At 59.4% G+C, this 20,490-nt stretch carries 21 protein-coding genes; 9 read left to right on the top strand and 12 right to left on the bottom strand.

Annotation, left to right across the window (positions count from 1 at the left end; translation table 11 throughout):
* Window positions 1-7: 7 nt before the first annotated feature.
* The 3 genes from SIB92_RS11435 to hemF all read left to right on the top strand — a co-directional run bounded on the left by SIB92_RS11435 (window position 8) and on the right by hemF (window position 2,804).
* Window positions 8-991, top strand: coding sequence for a class I SAM-dependent methyltransferase (locus SIB92_RS11435; protein WP_412552183.1), 984 nt, complete (start codon window positions 8-10; stop codon window positions 989-991).
* Window positions 992-1,036: 45 nt separating this feature from the next.
* A complete protein-coding gene (locus SIB92_RS11430) occupies window positions 1,037-1,837 on the top strand; it encodes an SDR family NAD(P)-dependent oxidoreductase (RefSeq protein WP_412552182.1) in 801 nt (266 codons plus the stop codon).
* Window positions 1,838-1,910: 73 nt separating this feature from the next.
* Entirely contained in the window at window positions 1,911-2,804 is an 894-nt protein-coding gene (hemF, locus tag SIB92_RS11425) for an oxygen-dependent coproporphyrinogen oxidase (protein ID WP_412552181.1), read from the top strand.
* A gap of 10 nt (window positions 2,805-2,814) precedes the next feature.
* On the opposite strand, the gene SIB92_RS11420 is transcribed toward hemF, so the two are convergent.
* On the bottom strand, window positions 2,815-3,381 hold the full coding sequence (locus SIB92_RS11420; protein WP_412552180.1) for a hypothetical protein: 567 nt from the start codon (window positions 3,379-3,381) through the stop codon (window positions 2,815-2,817).
* 105 nt (window positions 3,382-3,486) lie between these two features.
* Complete coding sequence (gene hemC, locus SIB92_RS11415) at window positions 3,487-4,446, bottom strand: hydroxymethylbilane synthase (protein WP_412552179.1); 960 nt, start codon at window positions 4,444-4,446, stop codon at window positions 3,487-3,489.
* 198 nt (window positions 4,447-4,644) lie between these two features.
* Between hemC and hemE the strand changes: the two genes are divergently transcribed.
* Entirely contained in the window at window positions 4,645-5,679 is a 1,035-nt protein-coding gene (gene hemE / locus SIB92_RS11410; RefSeq protein ID WP_412552178.1) for a uroporphyrinogen decarboxylase, read from the top strand.
* A gap of 58 nt (window positions 5,680-5,737) precedes the next feature.
* Here hemE and SIB92_RS11405 read toward each other — a convergent pair whose 3' ends face one another.
* The 6 genes from SIB92_RS11405 to SIB92_RS11380 form a co-directional block, all read right to left on the bottom strand.
* Window positions 5,738-6,853, bottom strand: coding sequence for a CaiB/BaiF CoA transferase family protein (locus SIB92_RS11405; RefSeq protein WP_412555831.1), 1,116 nt, complete (start codon window positions 6,851-6,853; stop codon window positions 5,738-5,740).
* Between the two features lie 138 nt (window positions 6,854-6,991).
* A complete protein-coding gene (locus SIB92_RS11400; RefSeq protein WP_412552177.1) occupies window positions 6,992-7,819 on the bottom strand; it encodes an SDR family NAD(P)-dependent oxidoreductase in 828 nt (275 codons plus the stop codon).
* 187 nt (window positions 7,820-8,006) lie between these two features.
* Window positions 8,007-9,155 (bottom strand): acyl-CoA dehydrogenase family protein, encoded by a 1,149-nt coding sequence (locus SIB92_RS11395; protein WP_412552176.1) that lies wholly within the window; start codon window positions 9,153-9,155, stop codon window positions 8,007-8,009.
* A 117-nt stretch (window positions 9,156-9,272) separates the two neighbouring features.
* Entirely contained in the window at window positions 9,273-9,692 is a 420-nt protein-coding gene (locus SIB92_RS11390; RefSeq protein ID WP_412552175.1) for a MaoC family dehydratase, read from the bottom strand.
* 12 nt (window positions 9,693-9,704) lie between these two features.
* Window positions 9,705-10,172: a MaoC family dehydratase N-terminal domain-containing protein gene (locus tag SIB92_RS11385; RefSeq protein ID WP_412552174.1), complete on the bottom strand. Its 468-nt coding sequence runs from the start codon at window positions 10,170-10,172 to the stop codon at window positions 9,705-9,707.
* Between the two features lie 4 nt (window positions 10,173-10,176).
* On the bottom strand, window positions 10,177-11,361 hold the full coding sequence (locus SIB92_RS11380) for a lipid-transfer protein (protein WP_412552173.1): 1,185 nt from the start codon (window positions 11,359-11,361) through the stop codon (window positions 10,177-10,179).
* 91 nt (window positions 11,362-11,452) lie between these two features.
* On the opposite strand from SIB92_RS11380, the gene SIB92_RS11375 reads away from it, so the two are divergent.
* Window positions 11,453-12,361 carry a LysR family transcriptional regulator gene (locus SIB92_RS11375; RefSeq protein ID WP_412552172.1) on the top strand — a complete coding sequence of 303 codons (909 nt, stop codon included), beginning with the start codon at window positions 11,453-11,455 and terminating at the stop codon, window positions 12,359-12,361.
* A gap of 3 nt (window positions 12,362-12,364) precedes the next feature.
* Here SIB92_RS11375 and SIB92_RS11370 read toward each other — a convergent pair whose 3' ends face one another.
* On the bottom strand, window positions 12,365-14,914 hold the full coding sequence (locus tag SIB92_RS11370; RefSeq protein ID WP_412552171.1) for an ATP-binding protein: 2,550 nt from the start codon (window positions 14,912-14,914) through the stop codon (window positions 12,365-12,367).
* Window positions 14,915-15,013: 99 nt separating this feature from the next.
* Window positions 15,014-15,451 (bottom strand): molybdopterin-dependent oxidoreductase, encoded by a 438-nt coding sequence (locus tag SIB92_RS11365; RefSeq protein ID WP_412552170.1) that lies wholly within the window; start codon window positions 15,449-15,451, stop codon window positions 15,014-15,016.
* A gap of 357 nt (window positions 15,452-15,808) precedes the next feature.
* On the opposite strand from SIB92_RS11365, the gene SIB92_RS11360 reads away from it, so the two are divergent.
* The 3 genes from SIB92_RS11360 (at window position 15,809) to SIB92_RS11350 (ending at window position 18,754) form a co-directional block, all read left to right on the top strand.
* Window positions 15,809-16,423 carry a response regulator transcription factor gene (locus tag SIB92_RS11360; RefSeq protein ID WP_412552169.1) on the top strand — a complete coding sequence of 205 codons (615 nt, stop codon included), beginning with the start codon at window positions 15,809-15,811 and terminating at the stop codon, window positions 16,421-16,423.
* 187 nt (window positions 16,424-16,610) lie between these two features.
* Window positions 16,611-17,555: a lipid A-modifier LpxR family protein gene (locus tag SIB92_RS11355; RefSeq protein ID WP_412552168.1), complete on the top strand. Its 945-nt coding sequence runs from the start codon at window positions 16,611-16,613 to the stop codon at window positions 17,553-17,555.
* Between the two features lie 128 nt (window positions 17,556-17,683).
* Complete coding sequence (locus SIB92_RS11350) at window positions 17,684-18,754, top strand: Hint domain-containing protein (RefSeq protein ID WP_412552167.1); 1,071 nt, start codon at window positions 17,684-17,686, stop codon at window positions 18,752-18,754.
* A 55-nt stretch (window positions 18,755-18,809) separates the two neighbouring features.
* Here the strand turns inward: SIB92_RS11350 and SIB92_RS11345 are convergent, their stop codons facing one another.
* Window positions 18,810-19,181 (bottom strand): VOC family protein, encoded by a 372-nt coding sequence (locus SIB92_RS11345; protein WP_412552166.1) that lies wholly within the window; start codon window positions 19,179-19,181, stop codon window positions 18,810-18,812.
* 51 nt (window positions 19,182-19,232) lie between these two features.
* On the opposite strand from SIB92_RS11345, the gene SIB92_RS11340 reads away from it, so the two are divergent.
* Complete coding sequence (locus SIB92_RS11340) at window positions 19,233-19,766, top strand: winged helix-turn-helix transcriptional regulator (protein WP_412552165.1); 534 nt, start codon at window positions 19,233-19,235, stop codon at window positions 19,764-19,766.
* Here the strand turns inward: SIB92_RS11340 and SIB92_RS11335 are convergent.
* Window positions 19,738-20,412: a hypothetical protein gene (locus SIB92_RS11335; RefSeq protein WP_412552164.1), complete on the bottom strand. Its 675-nt coding sequence runs from the start codon at window positions 20,410-20,412 to the stop codon at window positions 19,738-19,740. The genes SIB92_RS11340 and SIB92_RS11335 overlap by 29 nt on opposite strands.
* Window positions 20,413-20,490: the final 78 nt, after the last annotated feature.

Genomic DNA, 20,490 nt, shown 5'->3' with positions numbered 1-20,490 from the left:
GCTTGATATGTCCCATTCCCGATTGTCTTTGGCCGTAGAGGACTATGGCCTTTCATTGCCGTCTGACGGACGGATTGCCGTGTTTGCGCCGCGCGTCGGCTATGACCTGAGTGCACTGCCGCGCGGGCAGGTGCATGTGGTGCAGCATTTGAAACCGGATTTTGACGCGTTTTCGGATGCGGGCTATGAGGCCTCTGTTGTGGAAGACGGTAATTACGCGGCGGCGATTGTGGTGTTGCCGCGGGCCAAGGCCTTGGCGCGGGATTTGATTGCGCGTGCGACGGCCTGCGCGGATCTGGTGATTGTCGATGGTCAGAAGACCGATGGCGTGGATGGTATTTACAAGGCATGCCGTAAAAGCGCTGAGGTGCTTGGCAGTTTTGCCAAGGCCCATGGCCGGTTGTTTTGGTTTGAGGGCGGGGACTTTGCGGATTGGCGGGCTGGTGAGCCTGTAAAAGTGGCAGAGCGCTTTGTCACGCGGCCGGGGGTGTTCAGTGCGGATGGCATTGATCCGGCGTCCAAGATGCTGGCTGAGGCGTTGCCGCCAAAACTAGGCCGTGTGGTGGCCGATCTGGGGGCTGGATGGGGGTATCTGTCCAGTGAGATGGTGGCGCGTCAGGCGTTTGATGTGTTGCATCTGGTTGAGGCGGATCATGTGGCGCTGGAATGTGCCAAGGAAAACCTGTCCGATCCACGGGCGCAGTTTCATTGGGCCGATGCCACCAACTTCAAGCCCGGCCATAGGGTGGACACTGTGGTGATGAACCCGCCGTTTCATACAGGGCGCAAGGCAGAGCCCGCGTTGGGTGAGCGTTTCATCCGAGCTGCCGCCAAGATGTTGGCGCCGTCCGGGCATTTGTGGATGGTGGCAAACCGGCACCTGCCGTATGAAGCCACGTTGCAGGACGCGTTCCAATCGGTCGAGGCCGTTGCCGGGGACACCCGATTCAAGGTATTGCATGCACAGCGCCCCACTCGGGCCAGAGGGTGACACAGAGCTGGTATAGGCTCATGGACAGCGTGATGGGGATCGTAGATGTCGTTTAATATCGCGGGGAAGACCGCCATTATCACCGGCTCGGCCAATGGTATTGGTCTGGCTGTCGGGCGGCATTTTGCGGAGCATGGCGCCAATGTCATGTTTGCCGATGTGGATGAAAAGAGCCTCTGTGCGGAGTTTGGTGAACGCCCGGAAGAGGGTAATGTGCGTTACTTTGCTGGCGACTTGCGGGAAAAACTGACGATCAACAACCTGATCTCGGCCACCATCGATGCCTTTGATCAGATTGATATTTTGATCAACGGCTGTCGGCAGGTGACCACCAGCGATCCGCTCAATCCGGATGACACTTCGGTGGATCTGATGATCCAACAGAACCTGATGACCTCGCTGCGGCTTAGCCAGATTGTTGCCAAGCGGATGATCAAACAGGCCGAAGGGCGCGACGAAGGGCCAGTGGGTTCGATCGTGAACCTCAGCTCCATTGCGGCGCAACGCTCACAGCCAGATTTGCTGGGCTACTCTATTGCAACGGCGGCCTTGGATCAAATGACCCGTGCAATGGCGGTTGCGCTGGCGCCGGAACGTATTCGCGTGAACGCGGTGGCGATTGGCTCGGTGATGTCCGCGAGTTTGCAGAACGCGTTGAAAGATAACCGCGATTGCCGCAACGAGATTGAGCAGCACACGCCGCTGGGCCGGATCGCTGCGCCGGGCGAGTTGGCGGATGCCATCCAGTTTTTGGCCTCTGAGGCCTCGGGCTTTATGACGGGGCAGATTGTGACTGTGGATGGCGGTCGCTCACTTCTGGACACGGTAAGTACCCCGGCCCACTGATCCGCGCTGTTCTGCCGCTGGCGTCTGTTGTGTGCCGATGATAGGCAATGCGGAACACAACGGAGGGGCAGGCATGTCTGATCAAATGGACACCGAAAAGCAACGCGCCAGCGCATGGTTTCGTGAATTGCGGGATCAGATTGTGGCCGCTTTTGAAGGGCTGGAAGACAGCCATTCCGAAGGCCCGTTTTCAGATCAGGACGCGGGCCGATTTGAGGTGACTGAAACCAAGCGCAGCAGTGCCGATGGATCGGATGCTGGCGGTGGGTTGATGTCGGTGATGCGTGGCGGGCGTGTGTTTGAGAAAGTCGGCGTGAATGTCTCCACCGTTTACGGCGAGCTGGGGGAGCGCGCGCAGAATGCCATGGCGGCGCGCAAAGGCCTGCCGGGCATGAAAGAAGATCCGCGGTTTTGGGCCAGCGGTATTAGCCTTGTGGCGCATATGCAGAACCCGCATTGCCCAGCCGTGCATATGAACACACGGATGTTCTGGACCCCACACGGTTGGTGGTTTGGCGGTGGCTCTGATCTGAACCCTTGTTTGGAGTATGACGAGGACACTGCGCATTTTCACGGGGTGCAGAAGGCGCATTGTGACGCGCACGGTGAGGCGCATTACCCTCGGCTAAAGGCCTGGGCAGACGAGTATTTTTATATCCCGCACCGCAACCGCGCGCGTGGGGTTGGCGGCATCTTTCTGGACGACCACAACACCGGGGATTGGGAAGCGGACTTTGGCTTCATCCAAGACATTGGCAAAGCCTTCCTGCCAGCCTTTGTGCCTTTGGTTGAGAAACGTCGTGTTGATAGTTTTGGTGAAGCCGAGAAAGATGCCCAGCTGGTGCATCGGGGGCTCTATGCGGAGTACAACCTTGTCTATGATCGCGGCACCAAGTTTGGCCTGGAAACCGGACACGATGCCAACGCCGTGCTGATGAGCCTGCCACCCATGGCAAAATGGGTGTAAGGGCAGCAGGTTAACCCTGCTGCGCTTTGCGGATTTTGCTGCAAAGTAAGGCGTGGACAGCTTCGACTTCGGCTAGATCGCCGCGTAGAGCGGTGAGCTCTGCGCCGCCGGATTTCAGGCGGATGCGCAGGGCCGCTTTGCCCGCAGCCATATCGGTGCGCCGCACATAGATGCTGGTGATGTCACGGAGCGGCAGTTTGCGGGCCCCCTTTTGTTGGTCCCGGCGGTTCAGGGCGCAGAGCACGATGGTGCGGGACTTTCCGTCAAAGCGAATTTCGGCGCGGTGGCCCTTCATGGCGAAGCGGTAGGCCGCCATGCCGATCAGCGCAAAGGCAATGGACAGCAAGGATTTGGACATCATTGGATCGCCAACAAAGTTGGCGTTCGGAAAGGTCCATTGCACCAGCGCGCTGAGCACAAACATCACGCCGATGAAGCGCAGCAGAGTCTCTTTTATGGAAGAGTGGCGAAATTCGCCGTCGGTTTCCCGGACGCAGTAGCCGGCGTGTGAAGGCCGAGGCTGTAGGGTGTCCCAGTGGTGATCGTCGATAGTGCCCAGTTGTCCCAACGCGTGCATGGCTTGGTCCTCTGATCCCTGTTGATGGGATCAGAGTGTCTTAAAAACATGGCCGAAACATGCCGGGAATGGCACGGTTAAGGGGAAATTAACCGTAAATCGCTGCTAGCTGCGCCAGTCAAAGAAGCCCGCGCCGCCGCGTTCCAGCAGGTATTTGGCCATGCTTTCGCCAAGCGCTGCGCCGTCTTCAACGGGAGCGGTTTGATCATCGCGCAGGCTTTCAGACCCATCCGGACGCAGCACTTCACCACGTAGGCGAATGGTGTTGCCATCAAGTTCCGCGAGGCCAGCGATGGGGGTTTCACAAGAGCCGTCCAGAGCCGCCATGAAGGCGCGTTCGGCACTGAGGCGTTGACCGGTAGGGCCATGGTGAATGGCCTCCAGCAGAGCGGCGGTGGTCATGTCGTCCGCGCGACGCTCGATGCCAATGGCACCTTGTGCGACTGCGGGCAGCATTTCCTCTGGCTCAATGGCGGAGGCGGCCACATGCGACATGTCCAGGCGGTTTAGGCCAGCCATGGCAAGGAAGGTGCAATCTGCCACCTTGTCTTCCAGTTTTTTGAGGCGAGTTTGTACGTTGCCGCGGAACTCTACGACATTGAGATCACTGCGGTAATTCAGCAGTTGCGCGCGGCGGCGCAAGCTAGAGGTGCCCACCGTGGCGCCCTCTGGCAGGTCTGCCAAAGACGTGTGGATTGGGGAGACAAAGGCGTCACGGCAGTCTTCACGCGGCAAGTAAGTGTCGAGCAGTAGACCGTCTGGTTGCAGGACCGGCATATCTTTTGTTGAGTGCACGGCAATGTCGATGCCGCCAACCAGCATGGCCTCTTCAATTTCCTTTGTGAACAGGCCTTTGCCGCCAACTTCCTTCAGAGGTTTGTCCTTGGCGATCAACTGCGCATTGTCACCTGACGTGGTGATGACCACGATCTCGAAGGCGTCTTCTGGCAGATCAAACGCTTCCATCAGACGACGGCGGGTTTCATAGGCCTGCGCAAGTGCGAGCGGAGAGCCACGGGTGCCGATTTTCAGCGGAGAAGCGGGGGTTGGCAAAGTCACTGTCATGGCGACGGTCTAATCCTGAGTGGCGGGTCTGGCAAGCGTCCTAAGGGTTGACAACAGGAGGTGTGCGCGAGACCTAGCGTAGAGAAGCCTCGCCAAATTGGCAGGGCGGGTGAGTTGGGTTGAAAAGGCACGGAAAGCCGGTTGGCTTCCTTGACACAAATCAACGAGCGGCAAATTGGGCAGGACTAAGAGGAACGCATGACACAGACCAAGAAAATTCTGCGGGCTTTGGCCGGCGAGACACTCGACACTCCCCCTATCTGGATGATGCGCCAGGCTGGCCGCTATCTGCCAGAGTATCGCGCGACACGTGGCGAGGCAGGTGACTTCCTGTCATTGTGCTACAACAGTGAGCTTGCGGCTGAGGTGACCCTGCAGCCGATCCGGCGCTACGGTTTTGATGCGGCGATCTTGTTTGCCGATATTTTGCTTTTGCCACAGGCGCTTGGCGCGGATTTGTGGTTTGTGACTGGCGAAGGGCCACGGCTGTCGACCATTGAAAATCAGGCAGATTTTGACAAGCTGAAGCCGGTTTCCGAGATCCATGAAACGCTCAATCCGGTGTATGAAACCGTGCGGATTTTGAGCCGCGAACTGCCGAGCGAGACCACATTGATTGGCTTTGCAGGCATGCCCTGGACTGTGGCGACCTATATGGTGGCCGGACGTGGGACACCGGATCAGGGGCCAGCGCATAAGTTGAAAGATGAGAACCCCGCCGTTTTTGACCAGATCATTGATATTCTGACCGAAGGCACCGTGGAGTATTTGTCCAAACAGATCGAGGCGGGCGCTGAGGTTGTGAAGCTGTTTGACAGCTGGGCGGGCTCGCTAAAAGGCGATGACTTTGATCGCTATGCCGTTGAACCGGCAAAGAAAATCATTGCAGCTCTGAAAGAGCGCCACCCAGATACGCCGATCATCGCCTTCCCGCGTGGGGCAGGTGAGCGCTATATTGGATTCGCCGAAGCGACCGGTGCGGATTGTGTGGCACTGGATGATGGGGTGACGCCGGAGTGGGCTGCCGCCAACGTGCAGACAGCTGGCTGTGTGCAGGGCAACCTGAAATCCAGCCACATGGTGACCGGCGGGCAGGATCTGGTGGATGAGACCCGCAAGATCGTCGCGGCGTTTGGCAAGGGGCCACATATCTTCAATCTGGGCCATGGAATCACCCCGGACGCCGATCCGGAAAACGTGCAGCTGATGATCGACACAGTGCGCGGCAATTAACCACCGACTTTGACGTCGGTATTCTGTCGGTATTGCGACTGTTTTGCGGAGGTGCGCCTTAGGCGCGCCTCTGTTGCGTTAAGGGATCGGGCGTTGCGGGAAGGTTAAGTTCAGACAAGATTTCTTCCGTGTGTTCGCCGCGTCGCGGCGCGGGCTGAATGTCTTCGACGAAACCATCAAAGCGCGGTGCCGGGCTGGCTTGGAGATTGCCGTGGGTGTGGTGCCAGACGTCACGGGCTGTCATATGCGCTGATCGCGCGCTTTCCTCCGGGGAAAGCACCACCGCGACGCAGGCGTCGGAGCCTGCAAACAGGTCATCCCAATGCAGGCGTGGTTCGCGCACAAAAATGTCGGTTAGGCGGGCGGTGAGTTTGGGCCAGAGGGTCCGGTCGTGTTGCTTGGCAAATTCGGGGTCGTCAGCCAGTCCAAGTTTGTCGAGGAAAGAGGCGTAGAATTGTGGCTCCAGTGCTTGCACGGAGACATAGCCGCCATCGGCGCAGACATAGCTGCGCGACCAGTGGGGGCCGTCCAGGAGGCTGTGGCCACGTTCCATAGCAAGGCCACCGGCTTGGCGTAGGGCCATCAAGAGTGTCATCATGTGGGCGGAGCCATCGACAATGGCAGCGTCGACCACTGTGCCTTGGCCAATTTCTTGCGCGTTGAGGATGCCAGTTAGGATACCGATCACCAGGTAGAGCGCGCCGCCGCCGATGTCGCCCACAAGGGTCGCGGGGGTGATCGGGGGGGAGCCGGGCTCAGACGCGTACCAAAGCGCGCCGGATTGGGCGATGTAGTTGAGGTCGTGACCGGCTGTTTCTGCGCGCGGCCCAGTTTGGCCCCAACCGGTCATGCGGCCATAAACCAACCGTGGATTGGTGGCATGGCAGTCCGCCGGACCCAGGCCGAGCCGTTCCATCACACCGGGGCGGAAGCCTTCGATCAACGCATCTGCGGAGTCGATAAGCTTTTTGGCTACGGCGAGGTCATCCGGCTCTTTGAGATCCAACGCGATGGAGCGTTTGCCGCGGTCGAGCACGGATTGGTCTGCGGTGATAGACCCGCTGCCTTTGCGGTGAATGGTGATCACGTCTGCGCCGAGATCGGCCAGGTGCATGGCGGCAAAGGGGCCGGGGCCAAGGCCTTCGATTTCGATGATGCGGATGCCTTGCAGCATGGGCTTGGTCCTTTGGGTCATCGCAGATCCTCCATTGCGGTTGGGACGCCACGAATCTGCAGGCCCATACAGTCAGAGTTTTGTGTCAGAATTAACAAGGCACGGGCGCGCAGTTTGGTTTTCGGACCTTTCATGGGATTACAGACCGTTCAACCCGCCGCCAACGGTGAGGACTTGGGCGGAGACATAATTACTCTCGGGGCAGCACATCAGATAGACGCCGTCCGCCGCTTCTTCGGGCGTGCCGGGGCGGCCAAGGGGCACCATGGCAGCAAAGCCACCTGCGACTTTTGTCGGGATGCCGATGCCCACGGTGTTGCCGTCCACGGTGATGGACTTCTTGTCGTCTGTGGCTTGGGTGAGGCGGGTTTCGATGTAGCCGAAGGCGACGCAGTTCACGTTGACTTTGTAGCGGCCCCATTCTTTGGCTAGGGATTTGGTCAGGCCCAGCACGGCGGATTTGGCGGAGGAGTAGTTGGCCTGACCAACATTCCCGCCGGTGCCTGCGATGGATGAGATGTTGACCACCTTGCGGAAAACTTCGCGGCCGCCTTCGGCTTCCTTCTTGGCGTGGCCTTTGATGAAGCCCGAGGCGGCGCGCAGGATTTGGAAGGGCGCTTTGACGTGTACGTCCATCATGGCGTCAAATTGATCGTCGGTCATGTGGCCGATCAGGCTGTCCCAGGTGTAGCCCGCGTTGTTGACGATGATATCGATGGCGTTCCATTTTTGCACGCCGGCGCCGATGAAACGCTCGGCAAAGCCTTTTTCCGTGACCGAGCCGACAAAAGCGATGGCGTTGCCGCCTGCGGCGGTGATTTCCTCGACCACCGCCTGGGCCGGGGCGTCCTCGAGGTCGTTGAGCACGATGTTGGCGCCTTCAGAGGCGAGTTTCAGAGCGACAGCTCGGCCAATGCCATTGCCTGCGCCGGTGATGTAGGCGGTTTTTCCGGTGAGTTTGGTCATGCGGATATCCAAGACTTTTTGCGAGACGCGGAGCGGCTCGGTTCGCACCCGACCCCGCCCCCCAGGGCGGGTGCGAAATTGCAGTGTTTGAAAAGGTAATGGACCTTGGGAGGCTTTGTTCGGTTTGTGCGCGACATCAGGCCCGCCCTCGGGGTTGGGTGCGACCCTGATGTTGCACAAAATGTCATCAGTCGATGTCCAGCGAGCGGGCGATCACTTCTTTCATGATCTCGTTGGTGCCGCCGTAGATCTTTTGCACGCGGGCGTCGGTGTAGAGTTCCGAAATCGGATACTCGGACATGTAGCCGTAGCCGCCGTGCAATTGCAGGCACTCATCCACGATCTCGCATTGGGTCTGGGTGCCCCACCATTTTGCCATGGCAGCCTTTTCGGCGGTGAGTTTGCCTGCGTCGAGCTCGGCGAGGCAGGTGTCACAGAAGGACGCGAGCAGTTCGATTTTGGTGGCACATTCCGCGAGCTTGAAGCGGGTGTTTTGGAAGTCCATCACCCGTTTGCCAAAGGCTTTGCGCTCTTTCACATAGGCCAGCGTATGCTCAAGCGCGCATTGCGACGCGCCCAGAGCCATATAGCCAAGTATGAGACGCTCCCATGGCAGCTGTTTCATCAGTTGGATGAATCCTTGGCCTTCCTCGGTGCCAATCAGGTTGGTGAGCGGCACGCGCACGTCGGTGAAGCTGAGTTCTGCGGTGTCGTTGCGTTTCATGCCCATTTTTTTGAGGCAACGGCCTACAGCGAAGCCCTCAAGGTCTTCGGTTTCCACCACGATCAGGCTCACACCGCGGCCTTTGGCGGAGGGGTCGGTCTTGGCGACCAGCACGATCAGGTCGGCGGAGCCGCCGTTGGTGATGAAGGTTTTGGAGCCGTTGATCAGGTATTCGTTGCCGTCGCGGATGGCGGTGGTTTTCACTGCTTGCAGATCGGAACCGGTGCCCGGTTCGGTCATCGCAATGGCGGCGATTTTGTCCCCTGAGGCCAAATCTGGCAGCCAGCGGGCTTTCTGTTCGTCGGTGCCAAAGGCGGTGATGTAATGCGCGGCGATGTTGTGCACAGATACGCCCCAGCCACTGTCACCGGCTTTGGTCTGCTCCAGGAAGGTCACAGCGTCGAAGTGGCGCGAGAGGCCAAGGCCGCCGTGTTCCTCGGGGAAGGTGGCGCCGAGGATGCCGAGGTCTCCGGCTTTTTTCCAAAGGGATTTGGGAATGACGCCGGCTTCGGTCCAGGCATCTTTGTTTGGGGTGACCTCTTCGTCAAAGAAGCGTTTGACGGTGTCGGCGAAGGCGGTGTGGTCTTCGCTCATCCACATGTGATTGGGCATTGGGAGTCTCCTTGTCCCCAAAAGGGCCGCGACTGGCCCGGGGTGGGTGCGGAACGCGCCCGCCCATGGGGCGGGTCGGGCGCGGCCCGAAGCGCGATGCGCTTCAGGCAAATTGAATTAAGGCGTACCGCAGATATTGGCTTCGCCGCGCAGGGTTTGGGTGCCGTCGTCAATGTGCGCGGCGAGCTTCACGGTGAGCAGGACGCGTCCGTGCTCTTCGTGGCGGTCCACAACGGTGCCCGTGCAGGTCACGGTGGCGCCCACGGGGGTGATCGCGGTGAAACGGGTGGAGAGCGCACGCATGCGGTCTTGACCGGCCCAGTTTGTGGCGAGGCGTCCCAGCTGTGCCATGGACAACATGCCGTGGGCAAAGACATCGTCCATGCCGGCGTTTTTGGCAAAATCCAGATCGATGTGAATCGGGTTGTGATCCCCTGAGGCACCTGCATAGAGCGCCAATGTGGTGCGGGAGATCGGGCCGAAGGTGAGTTCGGGGAGTGTGTCGCCGACTTGGGCATTGGTTGGTGTAACGGTCATGATGTGTCTTCCTCAGCCCAGACGGTGGATGATGCCGCGCGTGGCCTCAACCAAGAGGCCGCGCGTGGGGTGGGTGATGCGGGTGGTGACGTGGGCGATTTCGAGTTTGCCGCCTTTGGCGTCAGTGAAATCTGTCACCTCGTTTTCGACTGTCACCACATCTCCGGCAAACATCGGTCCGTGGTAGGTGTAGGCCTCGGTGCCATGCAGCAGCACGCGCAGGTCGCCGTTGATCAGTTCAAGAATGTCGGGCAAACCTTTGCGGCGGGCGATCTGGTCGGCAAAGGTGCCGACCACCACAGCGTAAGTGGCGGGGGCGAGGATGTCCGGGTGGCCGGCGGCCTGCGCGGCGTCTGGATCGAAGTAGATCGGGTCTGTCTCGCCGATGGTTTCGGAGAAGAACGCTAGCGGGCCGCGCTCGATTGTGACCTCGATGGGCGGAGTGACATGGCCCTTGGTGGATCGGTTGAAGATGCCCATAGGGTTAAGCCGCCTGATAGAGGGTCACGACACAGGCGCCGCCGAGGCCGAGATTATGTTGCAATGCGGTGCGGGCGCCTTCGACCTGACGGGCGTCGGCGGTGCCGCGCAACTGGTGGGTCAACTCGTAGCATTGGGCAAGGCCAGTGGCCCCTAGAGGATGGCCTTTGGACAAAAGACCGCCGGAGGGGTTGGTCACAAATTTGCCGCCATAGGTGTTGTCGCCATCGGCGATGAATTTCTGCGCCGTTCCTTCAGGGGTCAAACCCAAGCCTTCGTAGGTGATCAGCTCGTTGTGGGCGAAGCAGTCGTGTAATTCGACCACATCGACGTCGTCGATGGAGATACCCGAAGCTTCCTGCACTTGTTTGGCCGCCGCCGCTGTCATGTCGTAGCCGACGACCTGCATCATGTCCTGCGCCTCAAAGGTGGAGGCGTAGTCGGTGGTCATGGCTTGGGCTTTGATTTTCACGGTTGCGTCGAGACCGTGTTTGGCAGCGAAACTCTCTGAGCAGAGGATCGCAGCGGCCCCGCCGCAAGTGGGCGGGCAGGCCATCAAGCGGGTCATGACGCCGTCCCATATGACCGGGGCGGCCATGACCTCGGCCTCAGAGACTTCCTTGGCAAAGAGTGCCAGCGGGTTGCGGGTGGCGTGGCGGGAGGCTTTGGCGCGGATTTTGGCAAAATCGGCTAGCTCGGTGCCAAATTTCTCCATATGCGATTTGCCCGCACCGCCGAAGTAGCGCAACGCGAGTGGGACTTCGGCGTGACCGACAAGTGTGTCACAGGCGTTGTCGAAGTCATCAAACGGTGTCGGTCGATCTGTCCAGTGGGAGGTTAGCGCGCCCGGTTGCATTTGCTCAAAGCCAACCGCAAGCACACAGTCGGCAATGCCGCTTTCAATGGCTTGGCGCGCCATGTAGAGCGCGGTGGAGCCGGTGGAGCAGTTGTTGTTCACATTGATGATTGGGATGCCGGACATGCCAACGTGATAGAGGGCTTTCTGGCCGCAGGTGCTGTCGCCGTAGACGTAGCCCGCGTAGGCCTGTTGTACGTCCTCATAGCTGAGCCCTGCGTCTTTGAGCGCGGCGCGCACGGCGGCGGCGCCCATTTGATCGTAGCTCTCTGATGCACCCGGTTTGGCAAACTTGATCATGCCGACGCCGGCAACAATGGCCTCGTGACTCATGTGAAATCCTCCTCGCTTACGCGGAAGTATCGGATTGACGAAGGTATCTGGCAAATTCAATATTCTCTCAAGCTATTCATTGGAGGAATGGATGAACCTGACCAAGCTGCGCTATGTGGTGGCGGTGGATCGGCAAGGGGCGATCTCGTCCGCGGCGAGGGCGCTGAATGTCACACAATCGGCGGTGACAAAGGCGGTTGCGGATGTGGAGCAGGACGTCGGCGCGGCGTTGTTTGAACGGCACGCGCGGGGCGTGACAGCCACGGCAGAGGGGCGGGCGTTTATTGATCGGGCGGCGCGGATACTGGCGGATGTGGATCAGCTGGTCGCGGATGTGGATGAGGGGCGGCAGACGCGGGAACAGGTGCTGCGAATTGGGGTGTCGCCCAGTTCGATGGAAGGGCTGATGAGCCGGGCGATCTGGGCCTTGGTCGGGGCGCATCCGGAGGTGCGCATTCATCTGCGGGGCGCGCCGTTTGAGACGGCGGTGCAGTTGTTTCGGCAAGGCGATCTGGATGCGTTGATTGGCCCGTCGCGGCCTTTGATGGCAGAGGCCGGGGTGCGATGTGATCCGCTGCCGCCACTCAATGCGCTGTTTTTTGTTCGGCGGGGGCATCCGTTGGTGGGGCGTCCAGTGAGTAGCGAGGATTTGGCCGGTTTGCCGCTGATTGTCCCGGAGCCAAGCGGGCCTTATGCGGAGCCAATCCAGCATTTGGTGCAAGCAGGCGAGGTCGACCCGATGCGGCGGTTGCACATCATGCCCAGTTTCACCATGGCCGCAGGTGTGATTGAGCGCAGTGAGGCGGTGGGGGTTGTGGTGGACAGTTATGCCCAAAGCCGCCACTTCCGCAGCCGGTTTGAGATTTTGGATTTTCCACAGCAGACGTCTTTGCCGATGGCGGTGGCCTATCGCAGTGGCGGGCAAAGGGGGCGGGCGCTGGGCTGGTTCTTGAAGGCGGTACAGGAGTTTCCGCCTACGCTGGGTGCGGAGATGCCCTAGGGGTTATTCGGCGGCGTCTGGTGCGTTTAGGTCGATGCGGGTGGCGCGCCAGAGGGTTGGGATCTGGGTGACCAGCTCTTCAAACAGGCGTTTGTTGCCTTGTTTGGCGGCGGTGTCGGCTTGCGCCAAAATATCGTGCAGGGCGTGGGCGCCAAAGATTGCGGCAGCCCCAGAGAGATCGTGGCAACGTTTGGCGACATCCTGGAAATCCCGGTAGGGCGCGGTGACGGCGGCCAAGAGGGCGTCGCCTTCGTCCAGAAACCGCGCTTGCAGGCGATTGTAGGTGTCTTCCGGCAGACCCGCGCGTGTGGTGGGCTCGGATGGGGACAACTCGGCCGTGGCGAAGCTGTCCTGTAGCATTTTTTGCAGAGCCGGTCGGCTGATGGGTTTGGCCAGGAAGGCACTCATGCCCGCGGCGAGGAACCGGTCGCGGTCTTCCGGCAGGATGTTGGCGGAGACGGCGACAATGGGAGTCTCCTTGTTGGGGCCGTCGCCGGCGCGAATTTGCTTGGTGGCCGCGAGTCCGTCCATGACCGGCATGGCAATATCCATCAGGATCATGTCGAACTGTTTGACCTGGGCCAGTTGCACACCTTCGGCGCCGTTGGAGGCCAGGGTGACCCAATGGCCTTCGCGTTGCAGCAATTCCTGTGCCAATTCGCGGTTGATCTCGTTGTCCTCGACCACAAGCATGTGCAGGTGCGCGAGTTCCGGTTCCGGTTCGCTGGCCTGTGGGGCGGGCGGCTGGCGGCCTTCTTCCATGGGCAAGCGCACCCAGAAGGTGCTGCCGACATCAGGCGTGCTTTCCACACCGATGTCGCCGCCCAGAGCGGTGACGATGCGCCGCGCGATGCCGAGGCCCAGCCCCGTGCCTCCGGGGACACGGCCCAGCGTCGGGTCGTTGGTGACAAAGTCGTCAAACACTTTGGGCAGGCGGTCTTCGGAGATGCCGATGCCGGTGTCGCTGACCCTGAGTTCAACCGCGGGAAAGCCGTTGATGGCTTCGGGCAGGGCTTCGGCCTCGATGGTGATGGTGCCGTTGTCGGTGAATTTGATGGCGTTGCCGACAAGGTTGAGCAGCACCTGTTCCAGGGCCGCGCGGTCGGTGCGGACCCAGGCGCGGGCAGGACCTTCCCAACGCCAGCTGAGTGTGGTGCCGTGCCGGTTGGCGGCGGAAAGTTGGCTGTCGACCAGTTCTTGCAAAAGCTTGGAGAGGTCGGTGCAGGCGATGTTGACGTCGAGCTTGCCAGCCTCAAAACGGGTGATGTCGAGCACCGTGTCGACATGGCGCATGAGCACGCGGCCGGAGATTTCCATGTTGCGCACATAGCGAGTCTGGATTGGGCTGAGCGCGGTGTCGTTGAGCAGGCTGAGATTGCCTAGGATGCCGTTGAGCGGGGTGCGGATTTCGTGGCTCATCACGGCGAGGAATTCGGCCTTGGCGCGCTCGCCTGCCAGGGCGCGATCACGGGTCTCGAGCAGTTCTTTTTCTGCGGACACACGGTCTGAGATGTCGTGCAGGAAGCCGATGAGGATCTTCTCGTCGTTGTCCTCGGCCATTTCGATGGCGATTTCGATTGGGAAGATCGTGCCGTCTGAGCGTTTGGCATCCATGCGCACGCGGCCTTTGCCTGCGGCGTGACGGTCCTGGCCGGTGAGGATGCGCTCCATGGCGCGATGGTGGGAATCGCGCAGGTCGGGTGGGGCGATCAAATCCTGGATATTCTTGCCGCGGATGTCGTCGTAGCGGTAGCCAAAGATGGCTTCGGAGGCTTTGTTGAATTCGAGCACTGCGCCAGTGCTGTCGACCACCAGAACACCGTCCATCGAGGTGGTCAGAATGGTGCTCATCCGGCGGTTGGCCTGAGACACGGCGTGTTCTTTTTGGCGGGCGACGCGGTTGGCATAGAGCAGGTTGATCAGCAGACCCACAACGGCGGCGATCAGCAGCAGGGCGATGGTGGCCAATCGGTAGAGCGTGTTGGTGATACGTTGGCGGGCGGCGTCGTTTTCTCTGGCGTAGAGCGCGATGCCGGAGAGCGAAAGCGCGCGGGCATCGGATCTGAGGTGGGCGGATTGCACAGACAGCAGAGGTAAGGCCTCCAGCAGTTCCTCGTCGGGGAGGTCAATAAGGTTCACAGCCTCGGCCATAAAAGTGTTCACACGTTTGAGGGCGGCGTCAAATTCCGGCATCACCGTGAGGCGCAGGTACGCGGGCGCGGTGGCCATGGTGCCGACGCGGCTGTAGAGAATGTCAAACCGCAGGCGCAGGCGATCCAAGTCTGGGTCCGGCGACAGGCGGGCGGCTTCCAGCGCGCCCGCGAAGTCCCGGGTTTCCAGTTCGATCTGTGCGAGGGACCATTCCAGATCGTTGGAGGCCAGCAGCTTGATGTTGCGCAGGTTGGTGAAGACTTGCGATGCAGTGACAAAGGCGAACACCAGCAGGATTGCAATGAGCGCTGACAGGATGAGGCCCAACACCCGCAAGGGGCGGATTTTGCGCAGGGGCGTGTTGCTGCCCACGGCAAAGGCGGATGTGGGCTGGCGACTCACGGAAACAAACCGAACGCCAGACGTATCTGCGCAGCGGTGGGCTGGTCAGAGGGCCGAGATGTGTCAGGGAGAAGTCGCGCAATTTTCATGCGCAAAACCTTATTCGACGACTTCGATCCTGTCGAGTTGCCAAACCGCGCGGGAATGGACCTGCGAGGTGCGGTATTTGGGATCGGAATCAAACGGGTAGATCACCCAAAGCGGGCCTTTGTCGCGGCGGTGCATGGGCGTGCCGTTCATTTCATAGGCCAGGATTGGCGCCTCGGCTTCAAGCGAGTCGACCGGAATTTCAATGGTGTAGTCGTTGATGGCGGAAGCCCGCAGCGTGCTGCCGGAACTCCCCAGAGTTTCCAGCAGCGACGCTAGCGGTACACCCGTGAACATAAGAACCCCATCGGTCCATATGGTCGTGGTTGAAATGGAGGCTGCAGGTAATGCGCGCAGCATCTCCAAATCGTACTGAGCCGTGTCGTCGACGTTTGTGGCGTCGATCGTGCCCGACACGGTCAGGATGACATCGCCGGACGGAACGTCCATTGCGTCAGATGCCCAAACTGGGCCTGTGAGTGGTAGCAAAAGCCAAGCGGCAAGCGCGAAAACTGTGTGTTTGGTTTTACGCATGTCCTGCCGCCCCGTTATGCTTAACATCTTTATAAGACAGAACACGTTTGACGCGCATCTGGTCAAGGGGATAAACGCCCTATACAAAAGGGTAGGTTTGCCGTTAGGTAAGGCAGAGTTTTTGTTTAAAATTTTCTGTATCTTCCCTAGGTGGGCCGGATGACAGAAGGCCCATTGGCAGCATCATTGGGTATAAGGCACTATTGGATTGGTTTTGTTTGGCCCTGGTTGGGTGCGATTGTCGCGCTAATTTCCGGCCCCTGGAGGACCGTTTTGAAAATTCTAATCGCTGACGACCACGACTTGTTGTTGGACACTGTGACGGCCTTTGTTGACGCCACCGGCACTATGGGCTCCGTGGGGGTTTCCGATCTGGATCAGGCGATGCAAGCGCTGGACAGCAAGGGACCATTTGATCTGGTGCTGTTGGATTACAACATGCCGGGCATGCAGGGGGTTGAGGGTGTGAAACGTGTGCTGGCGCATACGTCCTCTCCAAGAGTTGCGTTGATTTCCGGGGAAGCCAGCCGCGAGATTGTGCAAAAGGCCATGGCGGCGGGCGCCTCTGGTTTTGTGCCCAAAACCTTGCCAGCATCCTCATTGGTGAATGCGATCAAGTTCATGGCGGCCGGGGAGCAGTTTATCCCGGCGGAGTTGATGCAGGCCGCAGAAGCAGCAGAGCCGCATCCGATTGCCAAAAAGCTGACGCGGCGTGAGATGCAGGTGTTGGAAGGTCTGTCCGTGGGCAAGTCCAACAAGGAAATTGCCCGTGATCTTGACCTGTCTGAACCAACCATCAAGCTGCATGTGAAAAACCTCTACCGCAAGATAGACGCGGGAAACCGCACGCAGGCAGCGCTGATTGCAAAAGAAGCAGGCCTGTTCTGACCGTATAATATGTCTGTTGTGCACAAGGCTTGGCTCACGTGCTGCCAGGCCTGAGGTGGGCTTTCTCATCCCTTAATGAATTAAGGACAATTTTTACGGCATTTACCATTATGTCAGTCTTTCGCTGACGCGGGTGACATGTGCGCGCTATCAGAACCTAGCCGGGGGGCGTTATTGGGGACTGACTATGCTGCGTCGTATTGCTGCTTTGTTTTTTGTTGGGGTGCTTTCCGTTCAGGCTGTGGCAGCGGAAGACAGTGAGGTGTCCTTCACGCCTTTTGGCGAGCGGGAGTATCTGGGCTTTGGCAGCCTGTTTGTGAATGACTTCCTTGGCGACGGGTATGACCGCTGGCGGTCTGGCTCTTACGGCACCAGCCGGTTCTGGGGCTACGGCTGGAACGGCGAGCTGCCGCAGTCGGCCGGGGATTTGCTGGAGTTGCGGGTTGGTGGCGAGATCATGGCCCCGGCGTGCCTGAGTTCACATATTCCGCTGGATCGCCCCTGGGCCGGTATGTTGACCGCGGGTCTGCACACGCAGTTTCAACGCCATGGCACCGAGTTTGCCTTTGGTGGCGATGTGTTGATGATTGGTCCGCAAACTGGGCTGAACAGCCTGCAAAAGGCAATCCACGGTGTGATCGGGATTGAAGGCCCGTCTGATGAGGTGCTGGCGCATCAGATCCCAAACCAGTGGCGCTTGCGCTTTGTGGGCGAAACCGGGCGCAATTTTGATCTGGGTGGTCAAGCCAGCATGCGTCCCTTTGTGGAAGCCCGTGCCGGGGATGAAAACCTTGTGCGCGCCGGTGTGGATTTCACCATTGGCCGGTTTGGCCGCGGTGAATTGGTGTCGCGCGATTGGGTCACGGGGCACCGCTATCGCTCCGGTGCACGTCAGGAAAAAGGCCTGAGTTTTGTGGTGGGCGCAGACATCGCGAAAGTGTTCAGCAGCATCTATTTGCCGGAAGACCGCGGCTATCGTTTGACTGACACGCGCCGTCGTGTGCGCGCCGGATTGCACTGGCAGGGCAAGAACCACCACCTGTTTTATGGCCTTACCTATTTGGGCGAAGAGTTCGACATGCAGTACCAGGGACAACTTGTTGGCGCGGTGCGATTGGATATTCGCTTCTAAGGCGAGGTGAGGTGTTTTTTGCAACACACTGAGGCGCCTCGATTTTTTTGAAACTTCCGGCTAGGCAGCTGGAGTCCGCTTTGTTAACCTGTCCGTAATAAAAAAACTACTAGGCAGGTAATCAGGCAATGAAAACGGGCTTTCGTGGCACGTTTGTCATCTCCTGGTCACAGACAGAAATAGATGGTCAGAAGGCCGCACCGTTGCAGGCGCTGGAAACAGGCGTGGTGTGGTCCTGGTCAAGGGACGCCGTCCGTGTGGACGGCCCCAATGGGTTATTGCGTCTGGACCGTGGGGAAGAAGGGGCAAACATCCGCAAGCGTGCGGCGCATATGGTGCGCAAGCTGGTTGGGGCGGCGGTGAACAACCAAACAGACATCCAGAGCCTGGATGCGGTCGATATTGAACTGCCCTTGATGGAGGGCGGTTTTGTGGTGACCGATGGGGCGGAGAGCTACACCGCAACGGTGATTGAAGTGGACGGCAGTGCGCCGCTGCTGATGTTTCTGGACGAGCTTCCGCCAAAGAATAAAGACCTATGGGTGGTGCATTCTGCGATGAGCACGTTGCAGCGGCCCAAATCAGTACAAGAGGGTAACGGAGTGATTTGTTTTACACCGGGCACGCGGATTGCGACTCCGCAAGGGCCACGGTTGATTGAAGAGTTGCGCGAAGGCGATCAGGTGCAGACGCGGGACAATGGGGCACAGCAGATCCAGTGGATTGGATCGCGGCGCATGACTGGGGCGCGCTTGTTTGCGATGCCAAAACTGAGGCCGATCCGCATTCGCCCTGGGGCGCTGGGCATCGAGCGGCCGGATCAGGAGTTGCTGGTCAGCCCGGAGCATCGGATGCTGGTGCGTGGTCACACAGCGCGGGCGTTGTTTAACGAAAACGAGGTTCTGGTGGCGGCGCGCGATCTGGTGAATGGCAACAGCATCAGCGTGGATACGGCGCTCAAGGAGGTGACCTATGTGCATCTGCTGTTGCCGTGCCATGAGGTGATTTGGGCCAACGGGGTGGAGACGGAGAGCTTCCACCCGGCCAATGCCGCGCTGGATGCGCTGAAGGAAGAAGACCGGGCGCGGTTGTTTGCGCGTCAGCCGGAGTTGGCGCAGAACCCGCACAGCTACGGGCCGCACGCACGGCGCAATCTGACCGCCAGTGAGGCGGCGATATTGATGCACGACGCGGCGTAAGCGCCATTGCGACCATGACAAAAAGAAACCCCGCCAAATTGGCGGGGTTTTTTGTTTAGCTGGAGAGGTCTTCTGCCAACATGAAGGCGTTGTCGTCTAGATCATAAAAGGTCGCCAGTTTGACCATTTCCGGGATCACCTGCGTGGGGCCGTCAAACTTCACGTCTGCGGCCTCAAGCGCGCTGCGGGCGGTGTCGATGTCGTCGACGCCAAACACAGGTACACAGTTGCCGGGTTTGGGCTCGGATTGCTCGCCCAAGCCAAGGATCACACCCTCGGTCTTGGTGTTGAGCTCGCTCCAGCCGGCTTCGTCAATGTGGTAGCGCAGCTCAAAGCCCAGTTTCTCTTTGAACCAGGCGGCGCTGGCGTGGCGATCACTCACAGAAATTGAGAGCGTGATGATGTTGGTCAATGCGGCAAGAGCCATGATGCGGTCCTTAGTGGTTGCTGATTTCACAAAATGTAGTTACTATACTTTATGGACATTAAGTTGCTTGTCAAGATCACCTCTCGGGCCTGGGCGCTCGACATTCTGGCGCAGATGCATCGCGGCGTGCCGGGGCGGCAGGCGACGTTGATTGCCGCCACTGGGGCCGGGCGCACAGCCTTTGGCGCCAGTCTGGCGCATTTGATGGAGCTGGGGGTGGTGATGCGAAACCCCGGACACGGGCATCCGCTGCGGCCGGAATTTGTTTTGACAGATCTAGGCGTGGTGGCGGCGGCGAAGGCAGACGAGATTCTGCGGGCGGCGGAAGAGAGTGACGCCAAGCTGTTGCGCAAAAGCTGGACCGTACCGGTGCTGGCGCTGGCGACGCAGCCGCAGCGCTTTTCCGGCTTTAAGGCGGGGTTGGGCGCGATCACGGATCGGGCGCTTTCAACGTCTTTGCAGAAGTTAGAAGCCCAAGAGTGGGTCGCGCGGGAGATTGATTTGTCTGAACGGGTTCCGTTCCCGACCTATCAGGCGGTGAACGCCGGGGCGCGGATCAGTCAGGTGATTGGTGTGGTGGGGTAGGCTTTGGGCAAACAGTCATCTTTGTTTTGGTGAGATGAAAGTGGCTGTGATGATAAAACGGGTTCGTTGGGTCGAGTTTCTTGATGCCTTCGAAGGCGCGGTCAAAGCCCATGCAGAACATTTTGTCTGTTTCCGCAAAAAGATGCGCGATTGCAGTTGGGGGGCCGTATGTTTCAACGGGATACACAGCTTCGTACGTGCCTAGAGTGATTTGGCGTTCTTCTTCAGACGGATTCAAGCATTTCACAAAGTCCAGACGCGCTTGGGTGTGCGCAATGGTGTAGGGCGTGTGATTTTCCGCATGGTCCAGGCTGACAAATTGACCCACAAAGTCGGCAATCGCCAGAGCGCCGATGAAGGGGCGGTGCAAAACGGCGTTCGTTGCCAGCGACGTGCCTGGTTCGCGGGCGGCTTTCTGGTCGTGATAGTGCTGCAGGTACAGTGGTGGATCAAAGGCGTTCAGCGCGGCCCATTCCGCCGGGCAGAACTGATCGGCAAGTTGCGCGTAGGTCGGATCGGCCGGGCGCATCAGGGCCAGTGCGCCGGTATAGGTCAGCAGGCAAACGGCAAGGGACAGGATAATGCGTTTCACAATCGTACCTTTCAATAGCAACCACCCAGGTAATTTATAAGTTTGCCAAGCCATTGACTTGGCGGAAATGTGGCATCTCTGGGGAGATAGGCTTGCCTTGAAATCAGCAAAGAGTTGTGTAACTTGCCCCAT

Origin of the sequence: Shimia sp. MIT1388 (genome assembly GCF_047124445.1) — a bacterium.
In the GTDB taxonomy this organism is placed as follows: domain Bacteria; phylum Pseudomonadota; class Alphaproteobacteria; order Rhodobacterales; family Rhodobacteraceae; genus Shimia.
The sequence above is the reverse complement of the archived record's forward strand: the minus strand, read 5'-3'. Positions and strand labels throughout refer to the sequence as shown.

Excerpts from the sequence above, each read along its gene's own strand:
- SIB92_RS11345 (WP_412552166.1), bottom strand. The coding sequence starts at position 19,181 with ATGGCTCTTGCCGCATTGACCAACATCATCACGCTCTCAATTTCTGTG.
- SIB92_RS11420 (WP_412552180.1), bottom strand. The coding sequence starts at position 3,381 with ATGCACGCGTTGGGACAACTGGGCACTATCGACGATCACCACTGGGAC.
- SIB92_RS11380 (WP_412552173.1), bottom strand. The coding sequence starts at position 11,361 with ATGAGTCACGAGGCCATTGTTGCCGGCGTCGGCATGATCAAGTTTGCC.
- SIB92_RS11435 (WP_412552183.1), top strand. The coding sequence starts at position 8 with ATGTCCCATTCCCGATTGTCTTTGGCCGTAGAGGACTATGGCCTTTCA.
- SIB92_RS11350 (WP_412552167.1), top strand. The coding sequence starts at position 17,684 with ATGAAAACGGGCTTTCGTGGCACGTTTGTCATCTCCTGGTCACAGACA.
- SIB92_RS11365 (WP_412552170.1), bottom strand. The coding sequence starts at position 15,451 with ATGGACGTTCCGTCCGGCGATGTCATCCTGACCGTGTCGGGCACGATC.
- SIB92_RS11395 (WP_412552176.1), bottom strand. The coding sequence starts at position 9,155 with ATGCCCAATCACATGTGGATGAGCGAAGACCACACCGCCTTCGCCGAC.
- SIB92_RS11400 (WP_412552177.1), bottom strand. The coding sequence starts at position 7,819 with ATGACCAAACTCACCGGAAAAACCGCCTACATCACCGGCGCAGGCAAT.
- SIB92_RS11385 (WP_412552174.1), bottom strand. The coding sequence starts at position 10,172 with ATGGGCATCTTCAACCGATCCACCAAGGGCCATGTCACTCCGCCCATC.
- SIB92_RS11430 (WP_412552182.1), top strand. The coding sequence starts at position 1,037 with ATGTCGTTTAATATCGCGGGGAAGACCGCCATTATCACCGGCTCGGCC.
- hemC (WP_412552179.1), bottom strand. The coding sequence starts at position 4,446 with ATGACAGTGACTTTGCCAACCCCCGCTTCTCCGCTGAAAATCGGCACC.
- SIB92_RS11335 (WP_412552164.1), bottom strand. The coding sequence starts at position 20,412 with ATGGCTTGGCAAACTTATAAATTACCTGGGTGGTTGCTATTGAAAGGT.
- SIB92_RS11405 (WP_412555831.1), bottom strand. The coding sequence starts at position 6,853 with ATGCTGCAAGGCATCCGCATCATCGAAATCGAAGGCCTTGGCCCCGGC.
- hemF (WP_412552181.1), top strand. The coding sequence starts at position 1,911 with ATGTCTGATCAAATGGACACCGAAAAGCAACGCGCCAGCGCATGGTTT.
- SIB92_RS11355 (WP_412552168.1), top strand. The coding sequence starts at position 16,611 with ATGCTGCGTCGTATTGCTGCTTTGTTTTTTGTTGGGGTGCTTTCCGTT.
- SIB92_RS11375 (WP_412552172.1), top strand. The coding sequence starts at position 11,453 with ATGAACCTGACCAAGCTGCGCTATGTGGTGGCGGTGGATCGGCAAGGG.
- SIB92_RS11390 (WP_412552175.1), bottom strand. The coding sequence starts at position 9,692 with ATGACCGTTACACCAACCAATGCCCAAGTCGGCGACACACTCCCCGAA.
- SIB92_RS11340 (WP_412552165.1), top strand. The coding sequence starts at position 19,233 with ATGGACATTAAGTTGCTTGTCAAGATCACCTCTCGGGCCTGGGCGCTC.
- hemE (WP_412552178.1), top strand. The coding sequence starts at position 4,645 with ATGACACAGACCAAGAAAATTCTGCGGGCTTTGGCCGGCGAGACACTC.